Origin of the sequence: Alcaligenes sp. YSL9 (assembly GCF_030515105.1) — a bacterium.
Taxonomy (GTDB): Bacteria; Pseudomonadota; Gammaproteobacteria; order Burkholderiales; family Burkholderiaceae_B; genus Alcaligenes; species Alcaligenes phenolicus.
In genome coordinates this window covers 617,262-643,987 of record NZ_JALXJU010000003.1, presented here as the reverse complement: position 1 = coordinate 643,987, position 26,726 = coordinate 617,262, and the positions used below count along the sequence as shown (strand labels likewise).

Sequence of the window (26,726 nt, the reverse complement as noted above, 5' to 3'; positions counted from 1 at the left end):
CCAAGCTGCATCCAGCCAGATGCCTGACAGCAGAATCAAGGAGCCAAGCTCGGCTTTCTTGACGCGCAATCGCAAACAGCCCCCCGACAGTTATCCAACTGTCGGGGGGCTATTTTTTGCCTTTGCCATTGGCTTTGAAAGGGCCAGAATCAAGTCCAGTATCTATGGCTGATCGCCCATATCAACAGCATGCCTCCTTCAAGGATGCACGGGCGTAGGAATATCCCAGATATTGAGATCCGCATTCTCGCGCTCCCAGGCCCGCACAGAGAACTTGGCACGATTGAACAGACCCAGATAGTTTTCATAGCGAATCTTGTTGCCTATGGCCACTGGCAACTCGTCCAGAAACTCCCTCATCTTGGACAAGTCCGCATGGTACTGAGCCGGCTCCATCAAACCGCCTGGTGTCACTGACGTGGGAGGGGCCGACTCAAAGCGATTACGCGTAAAAATCACCACATCTGAACCCCACAGAATCCGGTTCTGGTATTCATTGAAGAAATTCAGCCAATCCTGGCGACTGGGCATGCCCGGCTCGGGATTCAACATATAGTCCTGCACCAGATCCCAGGAAATATCGGTAGACCAGCTGGGGCAGGCATCCAGCACTTTTTTCACGCGCGTAATGTGGTCGATGGTGGGTTTCACAAAACGCCCCAGGCCCGTATGCGCCCACACCACCTTGGCTTTGGGCGCATGTCCGCACACGTGCTTCAAGCCGTCCACATAGTCCTGATCGGGATAGGAATGCTCCAGCTCACCCTGGTAATTGACCTCTACCCGGTACATATCATTGTGCAAGATCGCGACCAGACCAATCTCTTCAATGGTCTTGAACAAATACTCCAGCGACTCGGAATACAGCGATACCTTGCTGCCATCGCCCGCATCAGGCGGTAGCGGCACAGAGGGGGCCTTGGTTTGTTCTACCGTTTCACCAGCCAGCTTGCTGGACACCAGCTCCTTGTGAATGGTGAACTCTCCCACCCCGGCAAACACGCCTGGAAAACTGAGCACCGCACGCTTGATATGTTGCGAGGCATATACGTCCATGGGATTGAAGGCCGTAATCATGACATCCAGCTTTTCCTGATACTGGGGCGGCAAGCGTTCGTACTCGCGCGCAAATATGGCATCCACAAAAGAGTAGTAATACAAGTCTGCTTTGGGGCCTATGTAGTAGTTCGGGCCATACATCTGATCGCCAGACTGTGCCTGGTACTGTTCAAACCCATCCCAGCGTTGCTGCAAAGGAATCGGCATGATGGTGGAGCGCACAATTTGCTGGCGATTGGCGCTCATATAGCGCTCTGCATATTCCTTTAAGGAAATACCTTGCATGGCGTAATTGGAAGCGTGGAAATGCACGTCTGCATACAGCTGGCTGGTATCCAGCCGGGGCTCCGGGCTTTGAGCCATAACACTGCTCTGAACCGCTGCGAATAAAGCCAGGCCAGACGCAGCCAGCGCTTTTGCGTTTATATGATGGCAAGTCATTCTTGTCTCCCTCTCTACAAGTAGTGTGCGAAACCTGAAACGGCAACGTAACAACCATACCCAGAGCGCCGTCAATAAATGACAGAAGATAACAGACATTCTTTTAAAGAATTTAACTCACATTCTTTTCCATACTTTTATATTTTTATTATTAATAGCCATACAAATATAATTCAAAATCAAATTAAAAATAAAATACTCAATTAAATTCTGAATTTAATTCAAACCAATTTATTAATCACTTCAATAATCAGGCAGTACAAATCGCCTGTGCACAGCACCTGCTCCCGCATGGCCGCCCTAAGACACCGAGTTGGCAAATAGCAGCGAAGCGCCCAAGCTGAACAAGGCCACGCCTATCACCCTGTCCAGCAATCTTTGCCGGGCCAGCATGGCTGCCCGCAAGCGCTTGTTTGAGAACACCAGCGCCACAATGCTGAACCAGACCCAATGGGCAAAAGACATGAAAAACCCATAAGCGAAATTCAGCCAGAACGATGCATCCGGCTGCACCAGCTGCGTAAAGGTGGCCACCACAAACAACATGGTTTTGGGATTCAAGGCATTGGTCAAAAACCCCATGCCAAAAGCTTGCCAGGCGCTGGGCATATTTCCCGCCTCACCGTCCGTATTCAAAACAGTGCGATTACAGAAAGACTGATAGCCCAAGTACATCAAGTACGCTGCCCCCACCACTTTCATCACCAGAAACAAGGTGGGAGACTGAGTAATCAGAATTGCAACGCCCAGCACCGTGTAGACCACGTGCACCTGCACCCCGGCAGCAATACCCAGAGCCGAAATCAGGCCAATCTTGCGGCCAAAGGAATAGCCATTACGAGTGACCATGGCAAAGTCGGGGCCTGGGCTGATCACGGCCAGGATAGTGATAGTGGCAACGGCCAACAGTTCATGCATTTTTAAAAAGCCTAAGTTTGATGAAATCGGTGTGACAAGCTAGGTCAAAGGCAGCCAAACCACAGAGCCAGTCCTACACTCTAGGAATGAGATCGTTCCTTCGCGGACGATCTACCAGTCTGCAAAGACCGCTCCAGTCAGAATGTGAAAACCCTTCCTGGTGAGCTATGTATTCATCGAATTTATATAGTTTTTGCTATTCTCAACGGGACCAATCCAGATTTTCAAAACCCAAGAAAAACCCTCCAAAACTTCTATCGTTTTCTTGTTTTAATATTCGCTCTCAGGATTTCATTATTGATAATCCTGTGCTAATTTAAAAACGATAATTCCTGCGCTATTTCTGTGAGTTTTCATCGACCATGCAAATCCCCAATCTCACGGCCTTCCGCTACTTCGACACGGCCGCCAAGGCAGGCAGCTTTGTGCAGGCAGCCCAGCTGCTGCATGTCACTCACGGCGCGGTCAGTCGCCAGATTCGGGCGCTGGAAGAGTCTTTGGGGGTAGAACTGTTTGAACGGCGCAATCGAGCTGTATTTCTGACACAGGCAGGCCGCCAGCTTTTGCATGTGACCGCGCCCATGTTCGAGCGCTTGGAAGACGTGGTGTATCAGTTGCAGCAGACACAGCGTGAACATGCGCTGGTCGTTTCCTGCGAGCCCACCATTGCGATGAAATGGTTGATACCCCGACTGGGGGATTTTCACACTCTGCACCCTAATATCACCGTGCATCTGATTACAGCCGGGGGGCCAGTGAACTTTGCTCAAATGGGAGTGGATCTGGCCATACGCCGTGACGACTTTCATTGGGCAGACTCGGTCTGCGGCCTGAAATTGTGCGAAGAAATGATAGGGCCGGTCTGCCAGCCTCACTATCTCCACACCCAGGACACGGCCAAACAGGTGCTGATACAAAGCAGCTCCCGTCCGCAAGCTTGGGCCACCTGGGCGCGACTTAGCGGCCAAGTCATACGCTCTGCCAACAAGCTGGAACTAGAGCATTTTTATTTATGTATCCAGGCTGCCTTGTCCGGACAAGGCATGAGTATTGTGTCGCGCCTGATGGTGCAAGATGAACTGCAAAGCGGGCAGCTCATTGCCCCGCAAGGATTCATTGCGGACGGCTCGGCGTACTACCTGCTCTCTCCCCAGGCTTTGGATCAAAACCCGCGTGCGGAAGTATTTGCCGACTGGTTAAGTGAGCAGCTTGAGCCCTCAAAGATGAACCCAAGCCAATAAGCCTGGCTACTACTGTCCCAAGCCAAAATACTTGGTCTTGAAGGCCTCCACCTTGCCTTCATCCACGGCCCCTAGCACAGCCAAAGTTACTTCTCGGGATAGCTCACTTTGCAGTGGCAAGGCAAACCCATACTTGTCACGCTCGAACAGTCGCCCCACTACCTTCACCGGCAAGCCAGGGTTGGAATACACGTAGTACTCCAGTACCGGAGCGTCGGCAATCACGGCCACAACATCGCCATTGTCCAAAGCTGCCGTGGCTTTGTCCAAACTGGCATAACTGCGCATGGCAAGTCCCTGCTTGCGGGCATAGTCCTCTTCTACGGTCCCGATCAGCACGCCTACTGGTCGCCCCTTCAAATCGTCCACACTATTGATCTGGTTTGAGATAGCCAGCGTTGTCATCACGCTGGTGACAGAGGACGTTACAAAGGCCAAGATGCCCACCCCACACACCAGCCACAAGCCCTGCCAGATACGTCCTAACCAGCCAAAAAGATTCTTTCTGGCCGGCGCACGCCCCGAAGTCACAACAGACATCACGGTATAGAAACTCTCTGCCACGCCATCGCGCCAGCGAGCAGGGAAGGATTGGTCAAACCGCCGGTCAAACAAGGTCAAAACAACAGTGGCAAACAAAATGACAAAAGCGATCCATGCATACGCCGTAATAAAACCGGCCTGCGCCAAACCCTTGAGAACACTTTGAAAACCAGTTCCTTGATCGGAACTGACCATCAGGCGCATACCACCATCAAACCAGGGCTGGGTGAAATCCACCTTCAACGCGCGTTGCTGCGTGATAGTCAGATTAGTCATGGCAACATCAAGAGAACCCGACTCTGTGGCACTGAGCAAATCCCGAAACGTGCCGTATTCCTTATATTCAAATACCCACTGCTTTTCTGCTGCCAAATCTTCCCATAAGTCGATAGCCAATCCGGTGAAAGCACCATCACTTTTCATTACGAATGGTGGCGAGACCAATACGCCGACCGTCAATGGCGGCTCTTTGCCATAGCCTGTTTGGGGAAGCGCCGCCAACAACATCAACAGAGCAACAAGGCCAAAAAGACGTGCTTGAGCAATGCGGCGGCCAAACTGATGGTGGCTCAGAAATGGGATTTTCATAGGCAATCTTGGGGGGTGTAGTCCGAGATTCCACTTGCCAGGCGGGCTGAGAATAACAAGGACGGGCGAATATTGTCTTAGAGGATAGCAAATTGGCATCGGCCCTGTTCCCGGTTCCAGAAGGATCTGCTGTCGCAAACCACGAGTTTCACAATGCCTGACAAATCAATAAAACGTCACACGCGAATCTTGTCATTCAAAGCTCTCTATGGGAAACATCAAACTATTCAATAATCCTTGAATTATTGTATTATTACTCTATGGAAGAATCTCAAGTTATCCGCTCCCTGGCCGCTTTGGCCCACGAAGCCCGCCTACGGGTTTTCCGCGCACTCGTTGTTGCCGGGCCCACCGGACTGACACCCGGCTCTCTGGCTGAGCAGCTAGGTATTGCCCCCAACGCCCTGTCCTTTCATTTAAAGGAGCTTAGCAACGCCGGGCTGATCCACGCCGAGCGGCAAGGTCGCAATCTGCTCTACAGCGCCACCTTTCCCGCCATGAACAATCTGCTTACTTATCTGACCGAGAATTGCTGTCAGGGTCAAACCTGCCTCCCAACGCAAGACCTGTGTCAGAACTGCTAGAGCGCCGAACACTTGATATCCACGTCCTGCAAAAACCACTCGGAACTTAACTGCCTTGCTGGCTATCCCCCTGATCAGAGCACTCCGTCATGCTTCTTGCTGTACTCATTTTTATCGCTACCTTAACCCTGGTGATCTGGCAGCCCAAAGGTTTGGGCATTGGTTGGAGTGCCTCTTTAGGTGCAGTTGCTGCCTTGCTGTCTGGCGTCGTGCAATGGACTGACCTGGCCCTGGTCTGGAATATCGTCTGGAACGCCACCGCCACATTTGTCGCCATTATCATCATCAGCCTGATATTGGACGAGGCAGGTTTTTTTGAATGGGCCGCCCTGCATGTCGCCCGTTGGGGAGCCGGCAACGGGCGCAAACTCTTTGCCTTTATCGTGATTCTGGGCGCAGCAGTCTCTGCCCTGTTTGCCAATGACGGGGCCGCACTGATTCTGACGCCGATTGTCATGGCCATGTTGCTGGCCTTGGGCTTTTCACCAGCAGCAACTCTGGCTTTTGTCATGGCAGCCGGTTTTATTGCGGACACAGCCAGCTTGCCGCTGGTCGTCTCCAATTTGGTGAACATCGTCTCTGCCGACTACTTCAAACTGGGCTTCACGGACTACGCCGCCATCATGGCACCCGTCAACATCGTGTCTGTACTGGCCAGCCTGGTCGTTCTGATGCTGTACTTCCGTCGCGACATTCCCGCCCACTATCGCCTTGAACAATTAAGAGCGCCTGCTGAGGCTATCAAGGACATGGCCAGTTTCAAGGCTGGCTGGATTGTGCTGGCGTTATTGCTGACAGGCTTTTTTGCACTGGAACCCCTGGGTGTCCCCGTCAGTGCGGTTGCCGCAGCAGGCGCCATCATTTTGCTGGCGGTTGCCGCCCGTGGCACAGTCATCAGTACGCGAAAAGTGCTGCGTGGCGCCCCCTGGCAAATCGTCGTGTTCTCGCTGGGCATGTATCTGGTGGTTTACGGCCTGCGCAATGCCGGGCTAACCGATTACCTGGGTTTACTGCTGGATCAGTTCGCCCAAGCTGGCGTGTGGGCAGCGGCCATGGGTACCGGCGTCCTGTCTGCGTTGCTGTCCTCGGTGATGAACAATATGCCCACGGTCCTTGTCACCGCCCTGTCCATTGACGCTTCCAGCGCCGAGGGCATCGTCAAGGAAGCCATGATTTACGCCAACGTCATTGGCAGCGATCTGGGCCCGAAATTCACACCTATAGGCAGTCTGGCTACCTTGCTGTGGCTGCATGTCCTGGCCCAGAAAGGCACAAAAATCAGCTGGGGCTACTACTTCAAAGTGGGAGCCATCCTGACCACACCCGTCTTGCTGATCACCCTGGCAGCCTTGGCGCTGCGACTGGGTATCGCCCACTAAACCCTGATATCAAGATCGCGCCATGACAGACATCATCATCTATCACAACCCCGCCTGCGGCACTTCGCGCAACACCTTGGGCCTGATCCGCAATAGCGGACAAGAACCCACCATCATCGAGTATCTGCAAACACCGCCGGACCGCAGCACGCTGACTAAGTTGATCGCAAACTGTGGACTGAGCGTGCGTGAAGTCTTGCGACAGAAAGGTACGCCCTATGAAGAACTCGGGCTCGGCGACCCGAAATGGAGCGATGAACAGCTGATTGATTTCATGTTGCAGCACCCGATTCTGCTCAACCGCCCTATTGTTGTCACCCCATTGGGAACGCGCTTGTGTCGTCCCTCGGAACAGGTGCTGGAGATACTTCCCCAAGCACAACAAGGTGCCTTCCGGAAAGAAGACGGCCAAGCCGTTATTGATGAAAAAGGACAAAGAATTGAGCAAGCCTGATTTACCCAATCTGGACGAGCACGCATTTAACACTCCAGATATGGCAGAACTGCTGCCTCAAGCACGCGCCACACACCCACCTCGAATTCTGCTTTTATATGGTTCCCTGAGAGAACGCTCCTACAGCCGCTTTCTGACGCAAGAAGCAGCACGGCTGCTGGAAGCAATGGGTGCAGAAACCAGAATTTTCGACCCGCAAGGCCTGCCCTTGCCCGACGGTGCAGCAGACGACCACCCGAAAGTGCAGGAGTTGCGCCAACTCGTGCAGTGGGCCGAAGGCATGGTCTGGACATCGCCCGAGCGCCACGGTGCCATGAGCAGCGTTCTGAAAGCACAAATTGACTGGATACCGTTAAGCATCGGTGCTGTACGCCCAACACAAGGCAAAACACTGGCCGTGATGCAAGTGTCAGGCGGCTCGCAATCCTTTAACGCCTTGAACCAGATGCGGGTTCTGGGCCGCTGGATGCGCCTGATCACTATCCCCAACCAGTCTTCGGTTGCCAAAGCCTTTCTGGAATTTGACGAAGAAGGCCGCATGAAACCTTCGTCCTACTACGAGCGCGTGGTGGATGTGATGGAGGAACTGATGAAGTTCACCTTGCTGACGCGTGACTGTGCGCAGTATCTGGTGGATCGATATAGCGAGCGCAAGGAGACGGCGCAGGAGCTGTCTGCACGGGTACAACAGCGCAGCATCTAGCGCGCCAATCAGAACGGAAAACACCTCGCTGCGCTTTTCAAAAACACACAGTCGCTATACAAACAAGGTAGGGGCTTGCCCCTGCTTTACCTCATACCCCGCCGCAACATCAGTTTCCCTTCATCTTTCCCTGCCAGGCTTTGCACATGCGTATTCTCTTAATCGAAGATGTTCCTTCGCTGGGCAGTTCCTTGCAGTCCTGGCTGCATCTGGACGGCTACGCTGTGGACTGGTTGCAACGTGGCGATCAAGTTGCCACAGCCCTGGCCACTCATACCTATCAGTGCATCTTGCTGGATCGGGGCTTGCCCGGTGTGGATGGCGATGCGGTTTTACGCAGTCTGCGAGGAGCCAGCGGATCTCACGCACAAGTGCCCGTCATTGTGATCACTGCACGCGATACCTTGGCTGACCGGGTACAGGGCCTGGATCTGGGCGCGGACGACTATCTGGTCAAACCGTTTGATCTTGAAGAGCTGTCCGCGCGCGTACGTGCAGCCTTGCGCCGCAGTGCCGCCCAAGCCTCTCCCCAATGGCGTCACGGTCCCGTCGCCATTGACCCGACAGCCAAGCGCGTCACCTTGAACGACAAGCCTGTGGCCGTAACAGCACGCGAATTCGCTGTTCTGCAAGCCTTGATGCACCATCCCACCCATATTCTGAGTCGTGCCCAGCTTGAAGAAGCCCTTTATGGCTGGAGCGAAGAAGTGGAGAGCAACGCTATCGAAGTACACATCTACAATCTGCGCAAGAAATTGGGCAGTGACTTCATCGTCACCGTACGTAATCAAGGCTACGTTCTGGCACCCGCATGAAAAACCTGCCCCAGAAACTAACGCGTATCCGCTCTACCGCCAAGTCCCCGGTGTCACGCACGAAAGGCTGGTCCTTACGACGTCGTCTGCTGCTTACCGTCATGGGCACCAGTATTGGGCTGTGGCTGGTCAGCCTGGCCATCGTAGTCGGAGTGGCCTGGCACGCAACCGGCGATGTGCTTGATGATGCCCTTGAAGAAGGGGCGCGTCTGGTACTGATGCTGGACCCGCAAGAGGCGCAGGCTTCTGCCAATACTACAGACACACGACTGAACCGTGACGCGGCTCTCAAGCTGCGCATGTATTACCAGCTCGTGGCCGCAGATGGCCGGGTACTGCTGCGCGGCGACGACACTCCCAAAACGGCTTTTATCCCCCAGGCGAAACGCAAGCAAATCACCACTGTCTGGGTTGATGACGAACTCTGGCGGGTTTACGTCCGCCCCGGAGCCGGAGGGGTCACAGCCCAGGTCGGCCAGCCTATGGAAGAACGCCTGGAGCTGCTTGAAGACATGGCCGAGAACCTGGTTTGGCCCGCAGTGGGGCTACTGGCGCTGCTGGGTCTGTCCAGCTGGTTCCTGATCCGACGCCTGATGCGTCCTTTGGAGGACACGGCTAAACGCATCAATTCCAAATCGCCCGATGACCTCACTCCTGTAGAAGGCGGAAATCCCCCACGCGAGCTGCAACCCATGCTGGATGCATTGAATGCGCTCATGGCACGCTTGTCTTCAGCACTGGAAAGTGAACGGCGCTTTACGTCCGATGCCGCACACGAACTGCGTACGCCCTTGGCCGGGCTGCGCATGCGCGTTCAACTAATTGAGCGCGAGCTGCAACTGCCTGACGCCCATCTGCAGCAATTACGCGCAGACCTGGACCGTTGTACCGCCCTGGTAGAAAGCCTGCTCGCCCTGACGCGACTGGAGCCGCAGGCCGAACCCTTGAAGCGTGAAACCGTAGACCTGAATCAGGTCCTGGACAGTCTGATTCCATCCCTGCCTTCGACATCCATCAACATGGAAAGAGCCCTGGCCGTCACAAGCATACAGGCGGCGCCAGTGCTGTTAAACAGCGCTTTACGTAACCTGATTGGCAATGCCATTCGCTACGGCGGCGCAGGCGTCCGAGTACGGGTCGAAACAACACGCAGACACGATGGCGGTGTACGCCTTGCGGTCCGAGACAATGGGCCTGGCGTCCCCCCCGAACAACGGCCCAGACTGGGAGAACGCTTCTTTCGCGTATTGGGAACCGGCCAAACAGGCAACGGACTGGGTTTGTCCATCGTGGCCCGCATCGCGGCCTTGCACGAGGCCACGCTTTCCTTTGAAGAGGGGCTGGACGGCCAGGGTCTGAGTGTCGTGCTGGATTTCCCACCCAATTACTTATCTTAAGATTGCCTTCAGGTTCGGGGGGTCTAATAAAACCATTCCGCAATCGGCGGAACATTGACCCGATAACCCGATACAGGAAACCCAATCATGCGATTCACTTTACCCACTCTTGCCGCCGTACTGGCGCTGAGCGCCACCGCTGCCCTCGCGCAACCAGCCAACTACACAGGCCCAAGCAATGCACCTCAAGCCGCCACGGCTGCCGGCTCCTACTCTGGCCCTAACAATGTGCCGCTCATGACCGTCAAGCAGCTCCTGGAAACCGGCCGCGACGATCAAATCGCGCGTTTGCAAGGCCGTCTGGTGTCGTTTGAAGGTGATGAGCGCTATATTTTTGAAGATGCCACCGGCCGTATCACGGTAGAGATCGACAACAAGGACTTTCCGGCTGGTCAAACCATCAGCGCCGAACAGAAAGTGGAGCTGACGGGCGAGTTCGACAAAGGCCTGCGCAAAACCGAATTTGAAGTCGACCGCCTGAGCCTGCTACCTTAATCCTGCCTGGTCTGATGTCCCAGTGGAATTGGTACCGGACAAGCTGAAACCAATGGGCTTATCCGGTACCAGGCCCCCTCAGCCATCAACCGCATAAGCCACCAAAGGCGAGGCCGTCAATCCGGCGGTCGCTCAGGGTGGCAAAATCAATCGGCAAGCTCAGCAACAGAGCCATCAAGCTGATAACAAGATACCGAAACCATTGCCTGGAGCGTCGCCCGCTATCTGACAGCACCAGCGCATGGAAAGTCAGTACGACAGAAAACAACAACGTCAAAAACATCTGTCCCCCTCATTCCAGCGTCTCAAGCAAGGAGTAGCCCCGCATACTCTGATCCTTCTGAGCAAGGGCAATCTGGAGTGCCAGATCAATATCCTGCTGCAAGTTGGCAAGTGACTCCAAGCCCACAGACAAGCGCACAAGATTGTCCCCAATCCCGCAGTGCATGCGATCCTCCGGCGACCAGCGTCCATGTGTCGTTGATGCCGGGTGCGTGACCATGCTGCGTGTATCTCCAATATTGGTGGCAATTGAAATCAGCTGCAAAGCGTCCATGAAAGCCCAAGCCTCTTTTTGGCTCGTGCCCACTTCAAAGCTGACCACCCCTCCAAAGCCGGCCTGCTGCGCGCAAGCGATTTCATGGCAGGGATGCGACTCCAGGCCCGAGTAAAACACCGAACCGACATTCGGATGCTTATCCAGCCAATGCGCTATCGACAGTGCGCTGGCACTGATATGCTGCATGCGCAGCTCAAGCGTCTCAAGACTCTTGAGCAGTAACCAGGCATTCATGGGGCTCAGACAGGCTCCTTGCGAACGCAACACCGCCCGCAGTGGCTTCATCAATGCCTCGGCCCCACCGACTACACCGGCAATGCACCGACCTTGGCCATCCATATACTTACCGGCAGAATGCAATACCAGATCCGCACCTTGCCTTAATGGCCGCTGCAAAACAGGCGTCAGCATGGTGCTGTCTACCAGAAGCAATGCGCCATGGGCATGAGCCATGCGTGACAGCCGGGCAATATCGGCAACCTGCTGCATCGGATTTGCTGGAGTTTCAACAATAACCAAGCATGTAGCACTATCGATCGCCTTTTCCCAAGCGTCGTAATCCAACATGCCAACGACGCGCACCTCCACTCCATAAGGGGAAAAGTGCTGACGCAACATCGTCAGAGTCGTGCCAAACACATCACGTGCGCACACGATGTTGCGACCACTCGCGGCAAACGCCATCACCACCGCTGACAATGCAGCCATGCCGGATGCAAAGGCCACCGCCGCTTCAGCCTCCTCCAGGAAGGCAACCCGCTGCTCGAACGTCTTTACTGTTGGATTGGTAAATCGACTATAAACATTGCCCGGCTCCGTCCCGCCAAAACGAGCGGCTGCCTCACTGGCTGAACTGAAGCAATAGGCAGAGGTCAGTGCAAGCGGCTCGCAAAAGCTGTCAGAGACATCGATACCCTGTCCAATCCTGAGCATTTGAGTAGCACCTTGGTCATTGAACATCATGGAGATCTCAGTTGAATTCAGATTGAGTCCGTCGAAAAGCAACAGACGACAGAAAGAGTGAAGAAATACCGGCAATCGCGGTCAGCATGGCCAGGACCATGACTGTGGCCTGATAGCTACCCAAACGGTCATAGCCGTAAGCACCTAATTGAGCAGACCCAAAAGCGCCGATCTGATGAACCAGAAAAAGCATGCCAAATACCTGTCCCTTGACGGCGCCTCCATAGCGATCCAGACAGATCGCTGAGGTCAATATGACTGTTCCGAGATAACTGGCCCCAAATACAGCCGCAAATACATAGGTCGTCACTATCCCGGAGGGAGCCAATAACAAGCTCATGGCCAGACAGCGTAGTACGTAGAATGCCGCCAGCAGCCGATGCTGGGAGAAGCGCAGCGCCAACCAGCCAGCCGCTAAACCGCTAATCATTTCCAGCACGCCAAACAGGCTCAAACTCATCCCCATGCTGGCGCGGCTGACCCCGGCATCGCGCCATAAAGGCACCAGATGAACGTCAATGAACGCCATCGACGCCCCACAGCCGAAGAAACCAAAGGCAAGCACGTAAAAGCCAGGATCGCGCAACACAACAGGCCAAGTGCCAACGCGTTTCTCCTGAATATGTCCGACAGACTCTTTCGCAGGCAAAGGCACTCGTGCCCCCAGCCAGAACAGCAAGGCCAAAGGCCCCAGGAACAGCAGACCAACAACAAAAAAGACCTGCTGCCATTCGAAATGGGCTTGCAACCACAACCAGAATGGAGAAAGGACAATGAATCCAATTGCCGTGCCATTAGTGATCAAGGCATACGCGAAGCTTTTATTTCTCTGGTCGAACAATCGGTCAACCAATATGCCCATGGGCACAAACGTCATCGCCGCCAGAGAAAACGCCGCCAAAAGTCCATACAAGATGACAAAAAGCCAGTACTGATGAGGTAGAAGGCCAAGCAAAAGGAATGCTCCCCCTCCAAGCACACTGCCGATCAAGACGGTCCAGATGGGCCCAAAGCGATCCGACAAGGCACCGACCATCGGCGATGCCAGCCCGGATACCAAAAGGAACACCCCGCCCACAAAACCGAAATCTGATCGGCCGCGCTCAAAAGACAGAGCCAGGTCATTGAAATAAACCTGGAAAACCCCTTTGAACGCGCTCGAGAGAAACATGGCCAGAAAACCCAGCCCGACCAGAGAGCGGACAACATTCTTGTTTTGCATGAAGCAACATCCACCTCAGATTTTCAATGGCGCACCGAATCAACTTAGACGAACGGGGCTTGGCTGGCAGTACTCTCGATGCAAGTTGTCATACATGTTCCAGAACAAGGTGCAGGTATGGTCCACGGCCTCCAGCGCCTCTTTCTGCAACTTTTCAGTGTTACAGAGCTCGGTCACCAAATTCAGCCCCTGCATGACATGCCCCACATCCTCTTCCTGGTGCACGGAAAAGAACAAAAGATCTTTTTCCTGCAAGCCGTAAACTTCTCCCAGCAAGGTGTGGCGGGCCTCACCTGCCTTGGTCTCCAGGTTCTGGCCTTCGCTGGCGATCATGACCGCCGCCGCGCCCACGTGGTAGCGCTGCGGATCCTCGACCGCTTTCAGTCGATAATCAATCAGTTCTTGTGTGGCGGGCAAAGGGGTAGCGGCGTCGCGCTCTTCATCACTAATTCCCAGGGCACGAATAAAGTTCTGCATCAAAACGACATGGTTGTCTGTCTGGGAAAGGCGACCCGTCTCTTCTTCATACACATTAACCAGCAAAGCCCTCTTGAATTTAGGAACTGGACAATAGAAAAAAAGGTGCTCCACATAATGCAGGAAATGCTTGGTCAATTGATAACCTTGCAAGGCCACCTGTTTCAGCAACTCCTTATTAGGTTGCTGCGTATTGAGCAATTCAATAAAGATAGGATGCGCCAATGTAAGATGGCCATGCAATGTACTTTCAAGCTCATTTTTAAATTCTGACTTACTCAACATTTACAAGATCCTTTTGAAGAATTCCTAAATTCCCAGGCGTTGGGCCAGCACTTCTATGGATTGCGACATGTAGTGACCCGCGAAAACCTGTCCTGCCACGCGGGCATAGTCCGGAAGAATTCCCCAAGTCTGAAAACCATATCGAGTCCATAACCGATGTGCCCGAGACCCCTCGCGCACATCCAGAACAAACTGCTCGATGCCCAACTCCCTGGCTCGACAGATCAAGGCTCGCAAGGCATGTTTCGGTAAACCTTGTCCACGAAACCCCGGCGCCACGACCGCCTTGGCGAGTTCAGCACTGTGTCGGCAATTGGGCATGCCACTCAAATTCATCATCACAAAGAAAGCGGGTTGACCGGCATAGCTGGCATACAAGGCTTGCGTATCGCCGTCTGCCACTTTGCGGTTCAGGGCGTCCAGGAACAGATGCGCCTGCTCTCCCGACAGCTCAGAGGCAAACCCCAGCGTGCCCTTATCAGCGACCGTCATATTGATAAGCTCCAGCACCCCCGAGCCCATTGATCCCGTAAAAGCGGGATTCCAATAAAGCTCAATGACCCTTGATTCTTCCGCCACGAGGACAAATCCTTTCGATGTAAAAATTTCTTGTTTATCGTAAGTTCTCGCCCCTCCAGGCTCCAGACCGTTTCAGGACATAAATAGAAAAGAAAACACCATTAAGAAAAAGGAATAAAAAGCGATAACATCGCTAAATCAAATCAATGACTCATCCGAATAACACATGAAACGGATTTTCTTTGTCGTCCTTCCCCAGATGCACATCCTGGATCTGGGAGGGCCTATGCAGATTTTTGCTTCTCTAACAGAACTGGATATAGCCGACATCAAGATCCAGTGTGTCGGGCCGGAGTCCCACATAAAAAGCTACCAGGGGATTTTTCTAAGCGCGATTGCCCCCCTCCCCAAGCGTCTGACTGCAGGAGATGTCGTTGTCGTAGTCGGAAGCAAAATCCAGGTCGAACTCCCCGCAACGCCGGCACAGCAACAAGTGACGCAATGGCTACGTGATATCGGGGGCAAGCTACCGTCGGGAATAGTGATCGCCAGCGTTTGCACAGGCGCTGTGCTGCTGGCACAAGCAGGACTGCTGGATGGTCGCCTCTGCACGACACATCACAATCACCTCAAGACCCTGCAACAACTTGCGCCACAAGCACGGGTTATCAGCAAACGCATCCTTGTGCAGGATGGTCCTATCTATACCTCAGCTGGCGTTTCTGCAGGAATAGATCTGGCATTGCACTTGATCACTCAGTATTTCGGCAGCGCAGTCAGCGCACGCATCGCGCGCGAAAATCTGATTCAGTTTCGTCGTCTGGAAGCAGACCCGCAGTTAAGCGTCCATCTGAGTTATCGCAATCACCAACATCCCTTGATTCATGAAGTGCAAGACTGGTTGGCACAACAGACGGTTCAAACCCCGCTCAACGAATCCTTATCAGCACAATTTTCAGTCAGCTACAGGCATCTGAGCCGCCTGTTCATGAAAGAATGCGGCATCAGTCTGAAGCAGTACCAACAAACCATGCGGCTGGACAGATCGCGCCAATTATTCATGGATACCGACTGGTCTATTGAGCGAATTGCCGAGCATTGTGGTTTTGCCAGCTTGCAATCATTTCGCGCCGCCTGGCGGCAACACGAAACACTTCCTCCCTCAAAATGGCGAGATAAGCAAAGGCAAGACTCTCAAGGCCTGCGCTGATCTTGCGCGGTTCCCAGTCAGCGACCTTTTTTGCAACGACGACGCAGAGCCTGACTAAAAATGAATTATTAATTTCACCGACTCTGTAAAACGCAGCCAAGAAAAAAGCCCCCGCACATTGCTGTGCGAGGGCTTTTGAATTCTGGCGGACAGAGGGGGATTCGAACCCCCGATACGCTATAAACGTATACACGCTTTCCAGGCGTGCGCCTTCAACCACTCGGCCACCTGTCCTAACTGTTCTTTTGGCCAAGCAATTTGAAGCTGCTAACGCCAAGTCCATAATAATAGCAGCACTTATCCTTGTAACGCAAGTGCTCAAATTCTTTCTTCGGCTAATTAGTAGCAACTAAACAGTAAAGCGTACAAACAACTTATTCCGAGTCCGGCGGATAAGCTCCACCCACCGCTCGCAGCAAGGCTTCCCAATGATCGCGCTGGCGCGCCAGGACGCGCAGGTCGGCACCCAGCAAGCGCACATCGGTAAATTCAAACGGCTCTACATCATCCAGCCCGGCCAGTTCGGTAATATCGGCCACGCCTCGCCCCTGCCCCAGGATCTTGGGGGCCAGGTACATCAGTAATTGATCCACTACACCCGCATCAATCAAGGCACCGGAAAGGCGAGCACCGGCTTCTGCATGGACTTCATTGATCTGTTGATCTGTCATCCAGTCCAGAACGGCACGGACATCCACCTGACCTTCGTACAAGGGCATGGGAATAACCTGTGCATTTCGATCTGCCAGCTCCGCCTCCAGCTCGGGATCACGACGGTGACTGAATACCCAGCACGGCGTGCCGTCCAGCAAGGCAGCTTTCGGGTCCATGCGTAAATGAGTATCCAGCACAGCCTTGATCGGGGGACGCGGCGTAGAAACCGCACGCACATTCATTAAGGGATTATCGGCATGCACGGTTCCGATGCCTGTCAGCACGACGCAACTGCGAGCGCGCCAGTGGTGACCGTCGTCACGAGCCTGCGGCCCGGTAATCCACTGAGAGCGACCGTCCGGCAAGGCACTGCGGCCATCCAGCGAAGCGGCCATCTTCATCCACAACCAGGGACGCCCACGTGTCATGCGGGCAAAGAAACCGGCGTTGATCGCCAGCGCCTGCTCTACGCACAAGGGGCCATCTACGGTAATACCCGCCTGACGCAAGCGTGAGACGCCGTTGCCAGCCACCAAGGGGTTGGGGTCGTACATGGAAAAGACAACACGCCCAGCGCCTGCTTTGATCAGCGCATCGGCACAAGGAGGGGTTCGCCCGTGGTGACTGCAAGGCTCCAGGGTGACGTAAAAGGTCGCACCGGCCACACTGACGCCGCGCTCTTTGGCTTGGCGCAAGGCCATCACTTCGGCGTGAGGGCCACCCGCTTGCTGTGTTGAACCCGAAGCCAATAATTGGCCATCGCGCACGATCAGGCAGGCGACTCGCGGGTTGGGGGCACTGATATAAAGGGATTTCTCGGCCAGCTCCAGGGCTTGCCGCATCCAGATGACGTCTTCTTGCTCGACCATAGCCTTAGCCGCGGTCGGGATCGTTCATTTCGTCGATCGCCTCTACGAACTCGCGGATGTCTTTAAAGCTCTTGTAGACCGAGGCAAAGCGCACATAGGCCACCTGGTCCAACTGCTTGAGCTCGGCCATGACCAGCTCGCCTATGGTCTCGGAGGAGACTTCGCGCTCGCCAGTCAGTTGAAGTTTTTCTTCGATACGCTGTACAGCGGCATCGACCTGAGCCATGGGGATGGAACGCTTGCGCAGTGCAACGCCCATGCTCGCCCGCAAACGTGCGGGATCAAAATCCATACGAGTGCCATTGCGCTTGGCCACAACCGGCAGGCTCAGCTCGGCACGCTCGTAAGTCGTGAAGCGCCGTTCACAGGCCGAGCATTTACGACGTCGCCGTATGGCGTCGCCTTCTTCGGTGATTCGAGAGTCGATCACCTGGGTATCGGCATGGTGGCAGAACGGACACTTCATTCAAGATCGCGGGCCTCACGGCCCGCTCCGGCTGGATTACTTGGAGGAGTAAACGGGCAACTTGGCAGTCAGCTCGTGTACACGGCGACGAACGTCCGCCAAAACGGCTTCGTCGTGAGGGTTGTCCAGTACATCAGCAATCAGGTGCGCCGTCAATTCCGCTTCGGCTTCTTTAAAGCCGCGAGTGGTCATGGCAGGAGTACCCAAACGCACGCCGCTGGTGACAAATGGCTTCTCGGGGTCGTTAGGAATGGCGTTCTTGTTGACCGTGATGTGAGCCTTGCCCAGTGCTTCTTCAGCCACTTTACCGGTGATGCCCTTGGGACGCAGGTCTACCAGCATGACGTGGCTTTCGGTGCGACCGGACACGATACGCAGACCGCGCTCAACCAGAGTGCGGGCCAGAACGTCAGCGTTCTTCACAACTTGAGCAGCGTAGGTCTTGAACTCGGGAGCCAGAGCTTCCTTGAACGCAACAGCCTTACCAGCGATCACGTGGATCAGTGGACCACCTTGAATGCCGGGGAAAATAGCCGAGTTGATGGCTTTTTCGTGTTCGGCCTTCATCATGATGACGCCACCACGAGGACCACGCAGGGACTTGTGAGTCGTAGAAGTCACAAAGTCAGCGTGAGGCACGGGGTTGGGGTAAGCACCACCAGCAACCAGACCGGCGTAGTGGGCAATGTCGATCATCAGCAAGGCGCCGTTTTCATGAGCAATACGAGCCATGCGTTCGAAGTCGATGCGCAGGGCGTAAGCCGAAGCACCACCCACGATCAGCTTGGGCTTGTGCTCTTTGGCCAGGCGCTCCAGCTCGTCGTAGTCCAGCTCTTCGTTCTCGTCCAGACCGTAGGATACGAAGTTGTACAGCTTGCCCGATGCGTTCACGGGGGAACCGTGGGTCAAGTGACCACCTTCTGCCAGGCTCATGCCCAGAACGGTATCACCGGGCTTGAGGACAGCCATGTACACGCCCTGGTTGGCTTGCGAACCGGAGTTGGGCTGCACGTTGGCGGCTTCTGCACCGAACAGCTCTTTCAGACGGTCAATAGCCAGTTGCTCGACCACGTCCACGAACTCGCAACCGCCGTAGTAGCGCTTGCCAGGATAACCTTCCGCGTATTTGTTGGTCAGTTGTGTGCCCTGGGCCTGCATCACGGCGGGGCTGGTGTAGTTTTCCGAGGCGATCAGCTCGATGTGCTGCTCCTGGCGCACATCTTCGCTTTGAATCGCAGCCCAAAGATCGGGGTCAACTTTGTCAAGAGTCGCAGAACGGTCAAACATGAGGGTTCCTAAGGATAAAGTGGTAGCAAACTAAGAAAGCAACATTTTAGCGCGGAAGCGCGTCAAACCACCGAGACAAACGTCTCTGGTGGCAGAAACCCCAAAAAACATGGAAATAAGTAAGGCGGCGGCAGGCGGACTCAAGAGAATATGAAAAAAACTCAAACAGTCCGCCCTGGGGAATCAGGATTGCTGGATCAAACGGGGATTCAGGGTATACATACCGGTCAGGGATGCACGACCCAGAATATGACCTTCCATGGCGCGCAACACGTCCTGGCCATTGAAGCGACCTTCCAAAGGCAGCTCGGCAATATCCAGGGCATAAACCGTAAAGACATAACGGTGCGGCAAAGCATCGTTCCACGGAGGGCACGGGCCGTCGTAGCCGAAGTAATCACCGTTCATGTCGCGGTCGCTGGCAAACCAGTTGGTAAAGTCGTTCACGCCCTGGCGCGTATCGTCCAGAGCCAGTGGACCGGCTTTACCGCGTGGCGTGATGCCCTTGGAATAAGAGCCTTCTGCCAGGCTACGCAGTTCGGGCGAGATGTTGATCAAGACCCAATGAAAGAAATCCACCCGTGGCAAATCCGCCGGTACCTCGCGCCCATCCTGGTTCACATCGTCCGGTTTACTGGGGACATCGGGGTCGTGGCAAATAACCACAAAGGATTGGGTCTGCTCGGGAACATCGGACCATTCCAGATGCGGATTGGCGTTACCGGCCAAGGCGACTCTCGATTGCGCGTCGTAACGGCAAAACGCCAGACGCTCGGGAATCACGCTCTGATCTTGAAAAGAATCACTACGCAGTTTCATTGCAGACCTCCACAATCAATCAGCCGGTCAAAGTGACTCGCGCAAACTTGCGCTTGCCCACTTGCAGCACATAGCTGCCCGGCTCCAGTTGCAAACCTTTATCGTCCACACGTTCGCCGTTGATGCGCACGCCGCCCTGCTCCACATTGCGCTGGGCTTCGCTGCCGGAAGCAACCAGACCTGCTTCGCGCAAGACACGCAGCAAGGCCAGTTCACCCGCCACGGTTACCTCGGGCATGTCCTCGGGCATTTCGCCACGACGGAAACGGGCATCGAAAGTTTCCAGCGCCTGCTCGGCGGCCTGGGCGCTGTGGAAACGTGTGACGATCTCCTGTGCCAGCTCCACTTTGACTTCACGTGGGTTACGGCCTTCTTCAATCTGCTTTTGCAGACCGGCGATGTCTTCCAGACTACGGAACGACAACAGCTCGAAGTAACGCCACATCAAGGTATCGGAGATGGACATCAACTTGCCGAACATGGAGTCCGGCGTTTCACTGATACCAATGTAATTGCCTTTGGATTTGGACATTTTTTCTACGCCGTCCAAACCCACCAGCAATGGCATGGTCAAAATACATTGCTGTTCCTGACCATATTCTTTTTGCAATTCACGACCCACCAGCAAATTGAATTTCTGGTCGGTACCGCCCAATTCCACGTCCGCTTTCAATTGAACCGAATCGTAGCCTTGCAGCAAAGGATACAAAAACTCGTGCACCGAAATAGGCTGATTCGCCTTGAAGCGCTTGGTGAAATCATCACGCTCCATCATGCGGGCCACGGTGTAACGCGAAGCCAGTTGAATCATGCCGCGCGAACCGAGCTTGTCGCACCACTCCGAGTTGTAGCGAACTTCGGTACGGGCCGGGTCCAGAACCAGCGCAGCCTGATCGTAGTAGGTCTTGGCGTTGGCAATGACCTGCTCGGGCGTCAGGGGCGGACGAGTCGTGTTGCGGCCGCTGGGATCACCAATGGTGGAGGTGAAGTCGCCAATCAGAAAGATGACGGTATGCCCCAAATCCTGCAGCTGGCGCATCTTGTTGAGCACCACTGTGTGCCCCAGGTGAATGTCGGGAGCCGTGGGGTCCAGACCCAGCTTGATCCGCAGCGGCTGTCCTGTTGCATGGCTGCGCGCCAGTTTGCGGGCAAACTCGGATTCGACGAGCAATTCGTCGCAGCCGCGTTTGACGATGGCTAAATCAGCCAGGACTTCTGGAGAAAGGGGCTCTGAGGGGGATGACATAACAAATCTGGTGACAAACTAATGAGTAAAAATGCTCGAAAAATTAAGCCTAATGCGCTAGGATAGCCTGCTATTGCGAGACGTGCTTAAGAATTGAGCAAGGTTTCGTAAACCGAATTATTTTATCATTCCCGCGCAGGTCAGATCGCCAGGGCTGGAATGTTCTGTCCGCCCAGTACAACTGACCTCCGCCTGCCAGCCGGGTGGACGGTAAACCGTACGTCCAACAAGGTTCTGGTTTTATGTTCAGCAAAGGGAAACGCTCCTCCTCCCACCTCAACATCCACCAGCCTCGGTCCGCCCGAGCCCTTTTTATCCGTGCCGGTTTGATCACGCTTGCCCTTGGCTCTTTTGTAGCCGCCGGTGCACTCGCCGTGGTGATGCCCAGCAGCCCGGAACCCCAGATTTACCAAGCCCGCACCGCCTTGACCCTGCCCTCGGACCTGACCGTGCTGCAGGCCCAGGACCAGCAAGCCTACATTACTGAAACCCGCATCCGCCGTGGCGACACCTTGTCCGCCCTGCTCCAGCGCATGGAAGTCAGTGAAGAAGGCTTGTTGCAATTTCTGACGCACGACAAGAAAGCGCGCTCCATCTACAAGCTTTACCCTGGCCGTACCATCCAAGCCGCATTGGATGCCAATGGCAATTTGCAATGGCTGCGCTACCGTCATACCCCCTACTCCGATCAGTCCGGCCAAGGTCTGGCCAGTTGGCTGGAAGTACGCCCGGACGGTAACAATGGCTTTATCGCCCAGGAACAAACCGACCTGACCCAGACCCGAGTGCGCGTGGCTCAAGCCACCATCAACAGCTCGCTGTTTGGCGCCAGCGATCAGGCCGGCATCCCCGACAACATCACGCTGCAAATGGCGGATGTCATGGGCAGCAAGATCGACTTTCTGAAAGATCTGCGCAAAGGCGACAGTTTCCGCGTGGTCTACGAGTCCTACGGTCATGAAGGCCAGGACGTGGGTTCGGGCCGCTTGCTGGCAGTGGAGTTCATCAATCAGGGCAAAACTCATGAGGCCGCCTGGTTCCAGCCTGAAAATGGCTCCGGTGGTTATTACGATTTCAGCGGCCAAAGCCTGAAAGGCGCTTTCCTGCGCACCGCATTGAAATTCACCCGCATCAGCTCCACCTTTGGCGGTCGCCGCCATCCGGTGCATGGCGGATGGCGTGACCACAAGGGTGTGGACTATGCTGCCCCATCCGGCACCCCCATCCACGCTACCGCGGATGGCACGGTCGAGTTTATTGGCCGCCAAAATGGTTACGGCAACACGATCATCCTGAAGCATCACGGTCAGTTCACCACCTTGTACGCTCACCAGAGCCGCTTTGCCGCTGGACTGCGCAAAGGCGACCGCGTAGAACAAGGCCAGTTGATTGGCTATGTGGGCTCGACGGGCTGGGCAACAGGCCCACATCTGCATTACGAATTCCGTATCGCCCAGAAAGCCGTTGATCCCCTGTCGGTAGACCTGCCAGTAGCACGCGTTCTGGATGCCCCGCAGCGCAAGCAGTTCCAGCAAACCCTGGCTTCCTACCAGAACAGCTTTGCCTTGCTGCACACAGATGCTGAGCCCGTAAAGCTGGCCAGCCGCTAAACCATGAAAGCCCCCCTGTTTATCGGACTGATGTCTGGTACCAGCATGGACGGTGTGGATGCCGTGCTGGCATCCTTCGGCCCACAGGGGGCACAGATACACCAAACCCATAGCCTGCCTATGCCAGCCGCTCTGCGAGACGAGCTGCTGGCTTTGCAGCATCCAGGGCACAACGAACTGGCCCGCGCCAGCATCGCCGCCCAGCAACTGACCGAACTCTACGCCCAGGCTTGCCTGCCCTGGACTCAAGGCCCCGAGAAAGACCTGATCCGTGCGATTGGCGTACACGGTCAGACCATCCGCCATGCGCCTGACCAGGGCTACACCTTGCAATTGAATGCCCCTGCTCTTCTGGCCGAGCGCTGTGGAGTGGATGTAATTGCAGACTTCCGCAGCCGGGATATAGCGGCGGGCGGCCAAGGTGCACCTTTGGTGCCCATCGTCCATGAAGCCCTGTTCCGTCACGAACTTGGCCGCGTCATTCTGAACCTGGGTGGAATTGCGAATATCTCCCTGCTGCTGCCTGGACGCGATGTTTTTGGCTTTGATACTGGCCCGGCAAACATGCTGCTGGATGCCTGGGTGAACAAACATGAAGGCCAGCCCTACGACAAGGACGGACAATGGGCTGATAGCGCCGCTTCTGATCCTGCCTTGCTTGCCAGCCTATTGAGCGAACCCTGGTTTGCTCTGCCTGCTCCTAAATCTACAGGTCGTGATCTGTTCAATTTGGGGTGGCTGCAGGAGCATCTGGATCGTGTTGATCCGAAAGGCGAGCTTCAGCCTGCTACGGTGCAATCCACCCTGATGGACTTGACCGTACATAGCGTTGCACAGACCATCCAGCCTTACGCAGATCAGATTCAAGAGCTGATTGTGTGTGGCGGCGGCGCTGCCAATCCTGCCATGCTGAAACGCCTGGGCGATCTGGTGACTATGCCTATCCGCTCCAGCGCCGAGCTGGGCATGGATCCGCAATCCATTGAAGCCCTGGCCTTTGCCTGGCTGGCTTACGCGCATATCGAACGTATTCCTGCGGGACTGCCCGCTGTGACAGGCGCACGGCGCGCTACGGTGCTGGGCGCTTGTTATCCGGCCTGAGAACTGCTTTTAACGTTTAGCTTCGCAAAACTTTAAAATACAGCGGCGGACTCATAATCCGTTAGCCAAGCACCTGCCAAAAAAGCAGAACATGACAAGGCAGCGCCCCTCCTGTTCAAAACAAATAGAAGCAAGCCGTTCTTTTCTTTGGGCCGTGCCATTAACAGCATTGAGCTGCTTCGCCGCCCTACCTAGGCTACGAGCGAGCACCCCAAGTTGAACCGCGAAGCGCCCTACAACGGATTAGCCCTGAAACCTGACGCTGCACGGCCTTCAACAAAACCCCGTAAACAAAACACCCCAAGCTCTGGATCAGAGTCTGGGGTGTGTTTTGTATCAACCTGCCAAGGCCTGGAACGCTGAGCAATCAACGCCAGCCCTGCTTCCTTACATCGTGAAGGAAGAACCGCAGCCGCAGGTAGTTGTGGCATTCGGATTACGAATCACGAACTGAGCGCCGTCCAGGTCGTCCTTGTAATCAATTTCAGCGCCCACCAGGTATTGGAAGCTCATGGCGTCAACCAGCAGTTGCACGCCATCCTTATCAATAATGGTGTCGTCGTCGTTAACCAGTTCGTCAAAAGTGAAGCCGTACTGGAAGCCGGAACAGCCGCCACCTTGCACAAAGACGCGCAGCTTCAGTTCGGGGCTACCTTCTTCAATCAGGAGCTCACGGACCTTCTCAACCGCTGAATCGGTAAAGATCAGTGGGGAAGGAGGGGCTTGCAGATCAACGGATTCGGTAAGAGTGCTCATGTGGTTCTCCTGCCGGCCCCCGCCGGCATGAATAATTATCATGTGATCGCCTTGCACATGACCACCCGCGGGTAAGGTGATTAGTCTGGCTGGGCGATTTTTTCCTGGCGAGAGGCGCGGATAACGCTTCCTTCCAGGACGTTCAGCGTCAAGGCGGTGGGTTCAAAGCCTGGCGGCAAAGCCAGCCAACCCATGGCGCGCTGAAACTGGTTGAAGTTTAAAACCAAGGGATCGATCTGTTCTACAGACGACTCTGCCAGTACCGAGTCCGGCCCGGAACTGGGTGATAGATCGATTTTAACGTTTTTTCCGTCTTGCCGCCCAGTCAGCTGAAACTGGAGGCGCCCGGAAAAAGCCTTTCCTTCTGGGGCGTTACGTTGCAGCAGTACCTTGTACTCCAGCAAATCACCCCTTTTCGCAACGTCCAGGGCTCGGACAGTAACAGAACCACTGGGACCGGGTGGGAGCAACTGTTCATAAAAGGCCAACTGTTCGCGCGTCTGCGCCAGTTCGGCCTGGGTAGACGACAAGGACTTTTCCAAACCCTTGCGCGTGCTCTCTTCCAGAACCAGTTGCCCGCGCAGCCCTTCAAATTCACTTTGAATTTGCTGCAGGGATTGCTGGCTACGCGCCAGATTTTGCATGGCCAGCTGTATTTGTTCGGACTGATCGGCCGGTTGAGTCAGGCTGCGGTAAAGCCACAGGCCTCCACCGCCCAACAACACTCCCAGCAATACGGCCAGCCCAATCGTAGTCGCCCCGCCCCGCGAACGGGAAGGAGCGACAGTAGAAGAATTGGTTTGCGGTGATTCAGCCATAAACATTTGACCTGTTCACCAAGACCAAGTTCCCTTTAAGGCAAAATTGCAACGTGATTCAAGCCGGTTTGTTCTGGCAGACCGAACAAGATATTCATGTTCTGCACAGCCTGACCCGAAGCACCCTTAACCAGATTGTCCTGCACCACCAGAATGATCAGCTGATCGCCATTGCCAGGACGCTGCACGGAAATACGCAGCTGGTTGGAAGCGCGTACCGAGCGGGTTTCTGGCAGAGTACCGGCAGGCAGCACATCTACAAAGGTTTCCTGGGCATAGCGCTGCTCGTACAGGGCCTGAAAGTCTGTATCCATGGCTTCGGGCTTGATACGTGCGTAGATCGTGGAGAACATGCCTCGGATCATGGGCACCAAATGGGGCACAAAGGTCAGACCCACCGGGCCACCAGCCAATCGCTGCAGCTGTTCCACAATTTCCGGATGGTGACGGTGACCCGACACGCCATATGCCTTGAAGTTGTCGCTGGCTTCAGCAAACAGATTGGGAACCGAAGCTCCCTTACCAGCACCGGACACACCGGATTTGCAGTCTGCAATCAGATGCTGGGTATCAACCAGCGCCTTGCCGCCTTCCAGCAAGGGAGCCAGGCCCAGCAAGACGGTGGTGGGGTAGCAACCAGGGTTACCAATAACCTTGGCTTGAGCAATCTTGTCGCGCAGCAGCTCTGGCAGGCCATAAGCCGACTGGCTCAGGATGTCCGGGCAACTGTGCTCCATCTTGTACCACTTCTGGAATACGTCCGTATCTTGCAGGCGGAAGTCTGCGGCCAGGTCAATAACGCGCACGCCCGCTTCCAGCAGACGTTCGACCTGGCTCATGGCCACGCCATGTGGAGTGGCAAAAAAGACCACGTCACACTGTTCCAGATTGGCATTTTCCGGCATGGAGAACTTCAGGTCCACATGACCACGCAGGTTCGGATACATATCCGATACCGGCACACCGTCCTCTTTACGCGAGGTAATGGCAACCAGTTCTACCTGGGGGTGCTGACTTAACAGACGCAGCAACTCGACCCCGGTGTAACCTGTACCGCCAACAATCCCTACCTTGATCCGGGTATCGCTATGTGTAGCCATGAACTTTCCTGAAAGAGAGACGAGCAAAAATTCTATCTTAACGTAGTCCTGCTCACCAGACCGGGCAAAGCAGGACAAATGTAGCCAGCAAACAAAAACCCCGGACACGTCCGGGGTTTTTGAGCACCATAAACAGGTCGCGAGGCGA

27 protein-coding genes and 1 tRNA gene are annotated in these 26,726 nt (G+C 54.9%); 11 read left to right on the top strand and 17 right to left on the bottom strand.

What is annotated here, in order from left to right; translation table 11 throughout:
- Positions 1-198 precede the first annotated feature (198 nt).
- Positions 199-1,422, bottom strand: coding sequence for a hypothetical protein (locus M2Q46_RS15575; RefSeq protein WP_302357599.1), 1,224 nt, complete (start codon positions 1,420-1,422; stop codon positions 199-201).
- A 378-nt stretch (positions 1,423-1,800) separates the two neighbouring features.
- Positions 1,801-2,418 (bottom strand): LysE family translocator, encoded by a 618-nt coding sequence (locus M2Q46_RS15570; RefSeq protein WP_083054595.1) that lies wholly within the window; start codon positions 2,416-2,418, stop codon positions 1,801-1,803.
- Between the two features lie 362 nt (positions 2,419-2,780).
- Here M2Q46_RS15570 and M2Q46_RS15565 point away from each other — a divergent pair, with 362 nt between their 5' ends.
- On the top strand, positions 2,781-3,659 hold the full coding sequence (locus M2Q46_RS15565) for a LysR substrate-binding domain-containing protein (protein WP_302357598.1): 879 nt from the start codon (positions 2,781-2,783) through the stop codon (positions 3,657-3,659).
- Positions 3,660-3,668: 9 nt separating this feature from the next.
- Here the strand turns inward: M2Q46_RS15565 and M2Q46_RS15560 are convergent, their stop codons facing one another.
- Entirely contained in the window at positions 3,669-4,790 is a 1,122-nt protein-coding gene (locus M2Q46_RS15560) for a transporter substrate-binding domain-containing protein (RefSeq protein ID WP_081055444.1), read from the bottom strand.
- A gap of 260 nt (positions 4,791-5,050) precedes the next feature.
- On the opposite strand from M2Q46_RS15560, the gene M2Q46_RS15555 reads away from it, so the two are divergent.
- From M2Q46_RS15555 to M2Q46_RS15525, 7 genes are all read left to right on the top strand, one after another.
- The gene (locus tag M2Q46_RS15555) at positions 5,051-5,374 is read left to right on the top strand and encodes a helix-turn-helix transcriptional regulator (RefSeq protein WP_009460707.1); all 324 of its coding nucleotides are present in this window, start codon (positions 5,051-5,053) and stop codon (positions 5,372-5,374) included.
- Between the two features lie 89 nt (positions 5,375-5,463).
- On the top strand, positions 5,464-6,753 hold the full coding sequence (locus M2Q46_RS15550) for an arsenic transporter (RefSeq protein ID WP_302357597.1): 1,290 nt from the start codon (positions 5,464-5,466) through the stop codon (positions 6,751-6,753).
- Positions 6,754-6,775: 22 nt separating this feature from the next.
- A complete protein-coding gene (gene arsC / locus M2Q46_RS15545; RefSeq protein WP_239054664.1) occupies positions 6,776-7,207 on the top strand; it encodes an arsenate reductase (glutaredoxin) in 432 nt (143 codons plus the stop codon).
- Positions 7,194-7,910: an arsenical resistance protein ArsH gene (arsH, locus tag M2Q46_RS15540; protein WP_302357650.1), complete on the top strand. Its 717-nt coding sequence runs from the start codon at positions 7,194-7,196 to the stop codon at positions 7,908-7,910. The genes arsC and arsH overlap by 14 nt, the downstream gene beginning before the upstream one ends.
- A gap of 146 nt (positions 7,911-8,056) precedes the next feature.
- Positions 8,057-8,725 carry a response regulator transcription factor gene (locus tag M2Q46_RS15535; RefSeq protein ID WP_302357596.1) on the top strand — a complete coding sequence of 223 codons (669 nt, stop codon included), beginning with the start codon at positions 8,057-8,059 and terminating at the stop codon, positions 8,723-8,725.
- Complete coding sequence (locus M2Q46_RS15530) at positions 8,722-10,122, top strand: ATP-binding protein (RefSeq protein WP_115634407.1); 1,401 nt, start codon at positions 8,722-8,724, stop codon at positions 10,120-10,122. Before M2Q46_RS15535 ends, M2Q46_RS15530 begins: the two co-directional genes overlap by 4 nt.
- An 87-nt stretch (positions 10,123-10,209) precedes the next feature.
- Positions 10,210-10,617, top strand: coding sequence for a YgiW/YdeI family stress tolerance OB fold protein (locus M2Q46_RS15525; RefSeq protein ID WP_060186678.1), 408 nt, complete (start codon positions 10,210-10,212; stop codon positions 10,615-10,617).
- A gap of 85 nt (positions 10,618-10,702) precedes the next feature.
- Here M2Q46_RS15525 and M2Q46_RS15520 read toward each other — a convergent pair whose 3' ends face one another.
- The 5 genes from M2Q46_RS15520 to M2Q46_RS15500 form a co-directional block, all read right to left on the bottom strand.
- Positions 10,703-10,900 carry a hypothetical protein gene (locus M2Q46_RS15520; RefSeq protein ID WP_009460694.1) on the bottom strand — a complete coding sequence of 66 codons (198 nt, stop codon included), beginning with the start codon at positions 10,898-10,900 and terminating at the stop codon, positions 10,703-10,705.
- Positions 10,901-10,909: 9 nt separating this feature from the next.
- On the bottom strand, positions 10,910-12,139 hold the full coding sequence (locus tag M2Q46_RS15515; RefSeq protein WP_115634408.1) for an aminotransferase class I/II-fold pyridoxal phosphate-dependent enzyme: 1,230 nt from the start codon (positions 12,137-12,139) through the stop codon (positions 10,910-10,912).
- A 7-nt stretch (positions 12,140-12,146) separates the two neighbouring features.
- Entirely contained in the window at positions 12,147-13,310 is a 1,164-nt protein-coding gene (locus tag M2Q46_RS15510) for an MFS transporter (RefSeq protein ID WP_247966858.1), read from the bottom strand.
- Positions 13,311-13,400: 90 nt separating this feature from the next.
- Positions 13,401-14,123 carry a TenA family transcriptional regulator gene (locus tag M2Q46_RS15505; RefSeq protein WP_009460689.1) on the bottom strand — a complete coding sequence of 241 codons (723 nt, stop codon included), beginning with the start codon at positions 14,121-14,123 and terminating at the stop codon, positions 13,401-13,403.
- A 24-nt stretch (positions 14,124-14,147) separates the two neighbouring features.
- Positions 14,148-14,615 (bottom strand): GNAT family N-acetyltransferase, encoded by a 468-nt coding sequence (locus tag M2Q46_RS15500; protein WP_009460687.1) that lies wholly within the window; start codon positions 14,613-14,615, stop codon positions 14,148-14,150.
- Positions 14,616-14,868: 253 nt separating this feature from the next.
- Here M2Q46_RS15500 and M2Q46_RS15495 point away from each other — a divergent pair, with 253 nt between their 5' ends.
- A complete protein-coding gene (locus tag M2Q46_RS15495) occupies positions 14,869-15,852 on the top strand; it encodes a GlxA family transcriptional regulator (RefSeq protein WP_302357595.1) in 984 nt (327 codons plus the stop codon).
- 143 nt (positions 15,853-15,995) lie between these two features.
- Here the strand turns inward: M2Q46_RS15495 and M2Q46_RS15490 are convergent.
- The 6 genes from M2Q46_RS15490 to tyrS form a co-directional block, all read right to left on the bottom strand.
- Positions 15,996-16,086: transfer RNA gene (locus M2Q46_RS15490), tRNA-Ser, on the bottom strand.
- Between the two features lie 140 nt (positions 16,087-16,226).
- Entirely contained in the window at positions 16,227-17,375 is a 1,149-nt protein-coding gene (ribD, locus tag M2Q46_RS15485; RefSeq protein ID WP_302357594.1) for a bifunctional diaminohydroxyphosphoribosylaminopyrimidine deaminase/5-amino-6-(5-phosphoribosylamino)uracil reductase RibD, read from the bottom strand.
- Positions 17,376-17,379: 4 nt separating this feature from the next.
- The gene (gene nrdR, locus M2Q46_RS15480; RefSeq protein ID WP_003801815.1) at positions 17,380-17,841 is read right to left on the bottom strand and encodes a transcriptional regulator NrdR; all 462 of its coding nucleotides are present in this window, start codon (positions 17,839-17,841) and stop codon (positions 17,380-17,382) included.
- A 36-nt stretch (positions 17,842-17,877) separates the two neighbouring features.
- On the bottom strand, positions 17,878-19,128 hold the full coding sequence (glyA, locus tag M2Q46_RS15475) for a serine hydroxymethyltransferase (protein ID WP_009460681.1): 1,251 nt from the start codon (positions 19,126-19,128) through the stop codon (positions 17,878-17,880).
- Between the two features lie 183 nt (positions 19,129-19,311).
- On the bottom strand, positions 19,312-19,947 hold the full coding sequence (locus M2Q46_RS15470) for a YbhB/YbcL family Raf kinase inhibitor-like protein (protein WP_009460679.1): 636 nt from the start codon (positions 19,945-19,947) through the stop codon (positions 19,312-19,314).
- Positions 19,948-19,966: 19 nt separating this feature from the next.
- Positions 19,967-21,193 carry a tyrosine--tRNA ligase gene (gene tyrS / locus M2Q46_RS15465; protein ID WP_009460677.1) on the bottom strand — a complete coding sequence of 409 codons (1,227 nt, stop codon included), beginning with the start codon at positions 21,191-21,193 and terminating at the stop codon, positions 19,967-19,969.
- A 242-nt stretch (positions 21,194-21,435) separates the two neighbouring features.
- On the opposite strand from tyrS, the gene M2Q46_RS15460 reads away from it, so the two are divergent.
- Positions 21,436-22,803: a M23 family metallopeptidase gene (locus tag M2Q46_RS15460; protein WP_026484381.1), complete on the top strand. Its 1,368-nt coding sequence runs from the start codon at positions 21,436-21,438 to the stop codon at positions 22,801-22,803.
- Between the two features lie 3 nt (positions 22,804-22,806).
- A complete protein-coding gene (locus M2Q46_RS15455; RefSeq protein WP_302357593.1) occupies positions 22,807-23,904 on the top strand; it encodes an anhydro-N-acetylmuramic acid kinase in 1,098 nt (365 codons plus the stop codon).
- 387 nt (positions 23,905-24,291) lie between these two features.
- Here M2Q46_RS15455 and erpA read toward each other — a convergent pair whose 3' ends face one another.
- From erpA to argC, 3 genes are all read right to left on the bottom strand, one after another.
- Positions 24,292-24,660, bottom strand: coding sequence for an iron-sulfur cluster insertion protein ErpA (gene erpA, locus M2Q46_RS15450; protein ID WP_003801826.1), 369 nt, complete (start codon positions 24,658-24,660; stop codon positions 24,292-24,294).
- An 80-nt stretch (positions 24,661-24,740) separates the two neighbouring features.
- On the bottom strand, positions 24,741-25,478 hold the full coding sequence (locus tag M2Q46_RS15445) for a DUF6776 family protein (protein WP_143241235.1): 738 nt from the start codon (positions 25,476-25,478) through the stop codon (positions 24,741-24,743).
- Positions 25,479-25,513: 35 nt separating this feature from the next.
- A complete protein-coding gene (gene argC, locus M2Q46_RS15440) occupies positions 25,514-26,578 on the bottom strand; it encodes an N-acetyl-gamma-glutamyl-phosphate reductase (protein WP_302357592.1) in 1,065 nt (354 codons plus the stop codon).
- Between the last annotated feature and the right edge of the window lie 148 nt (positions 26,579-26,726).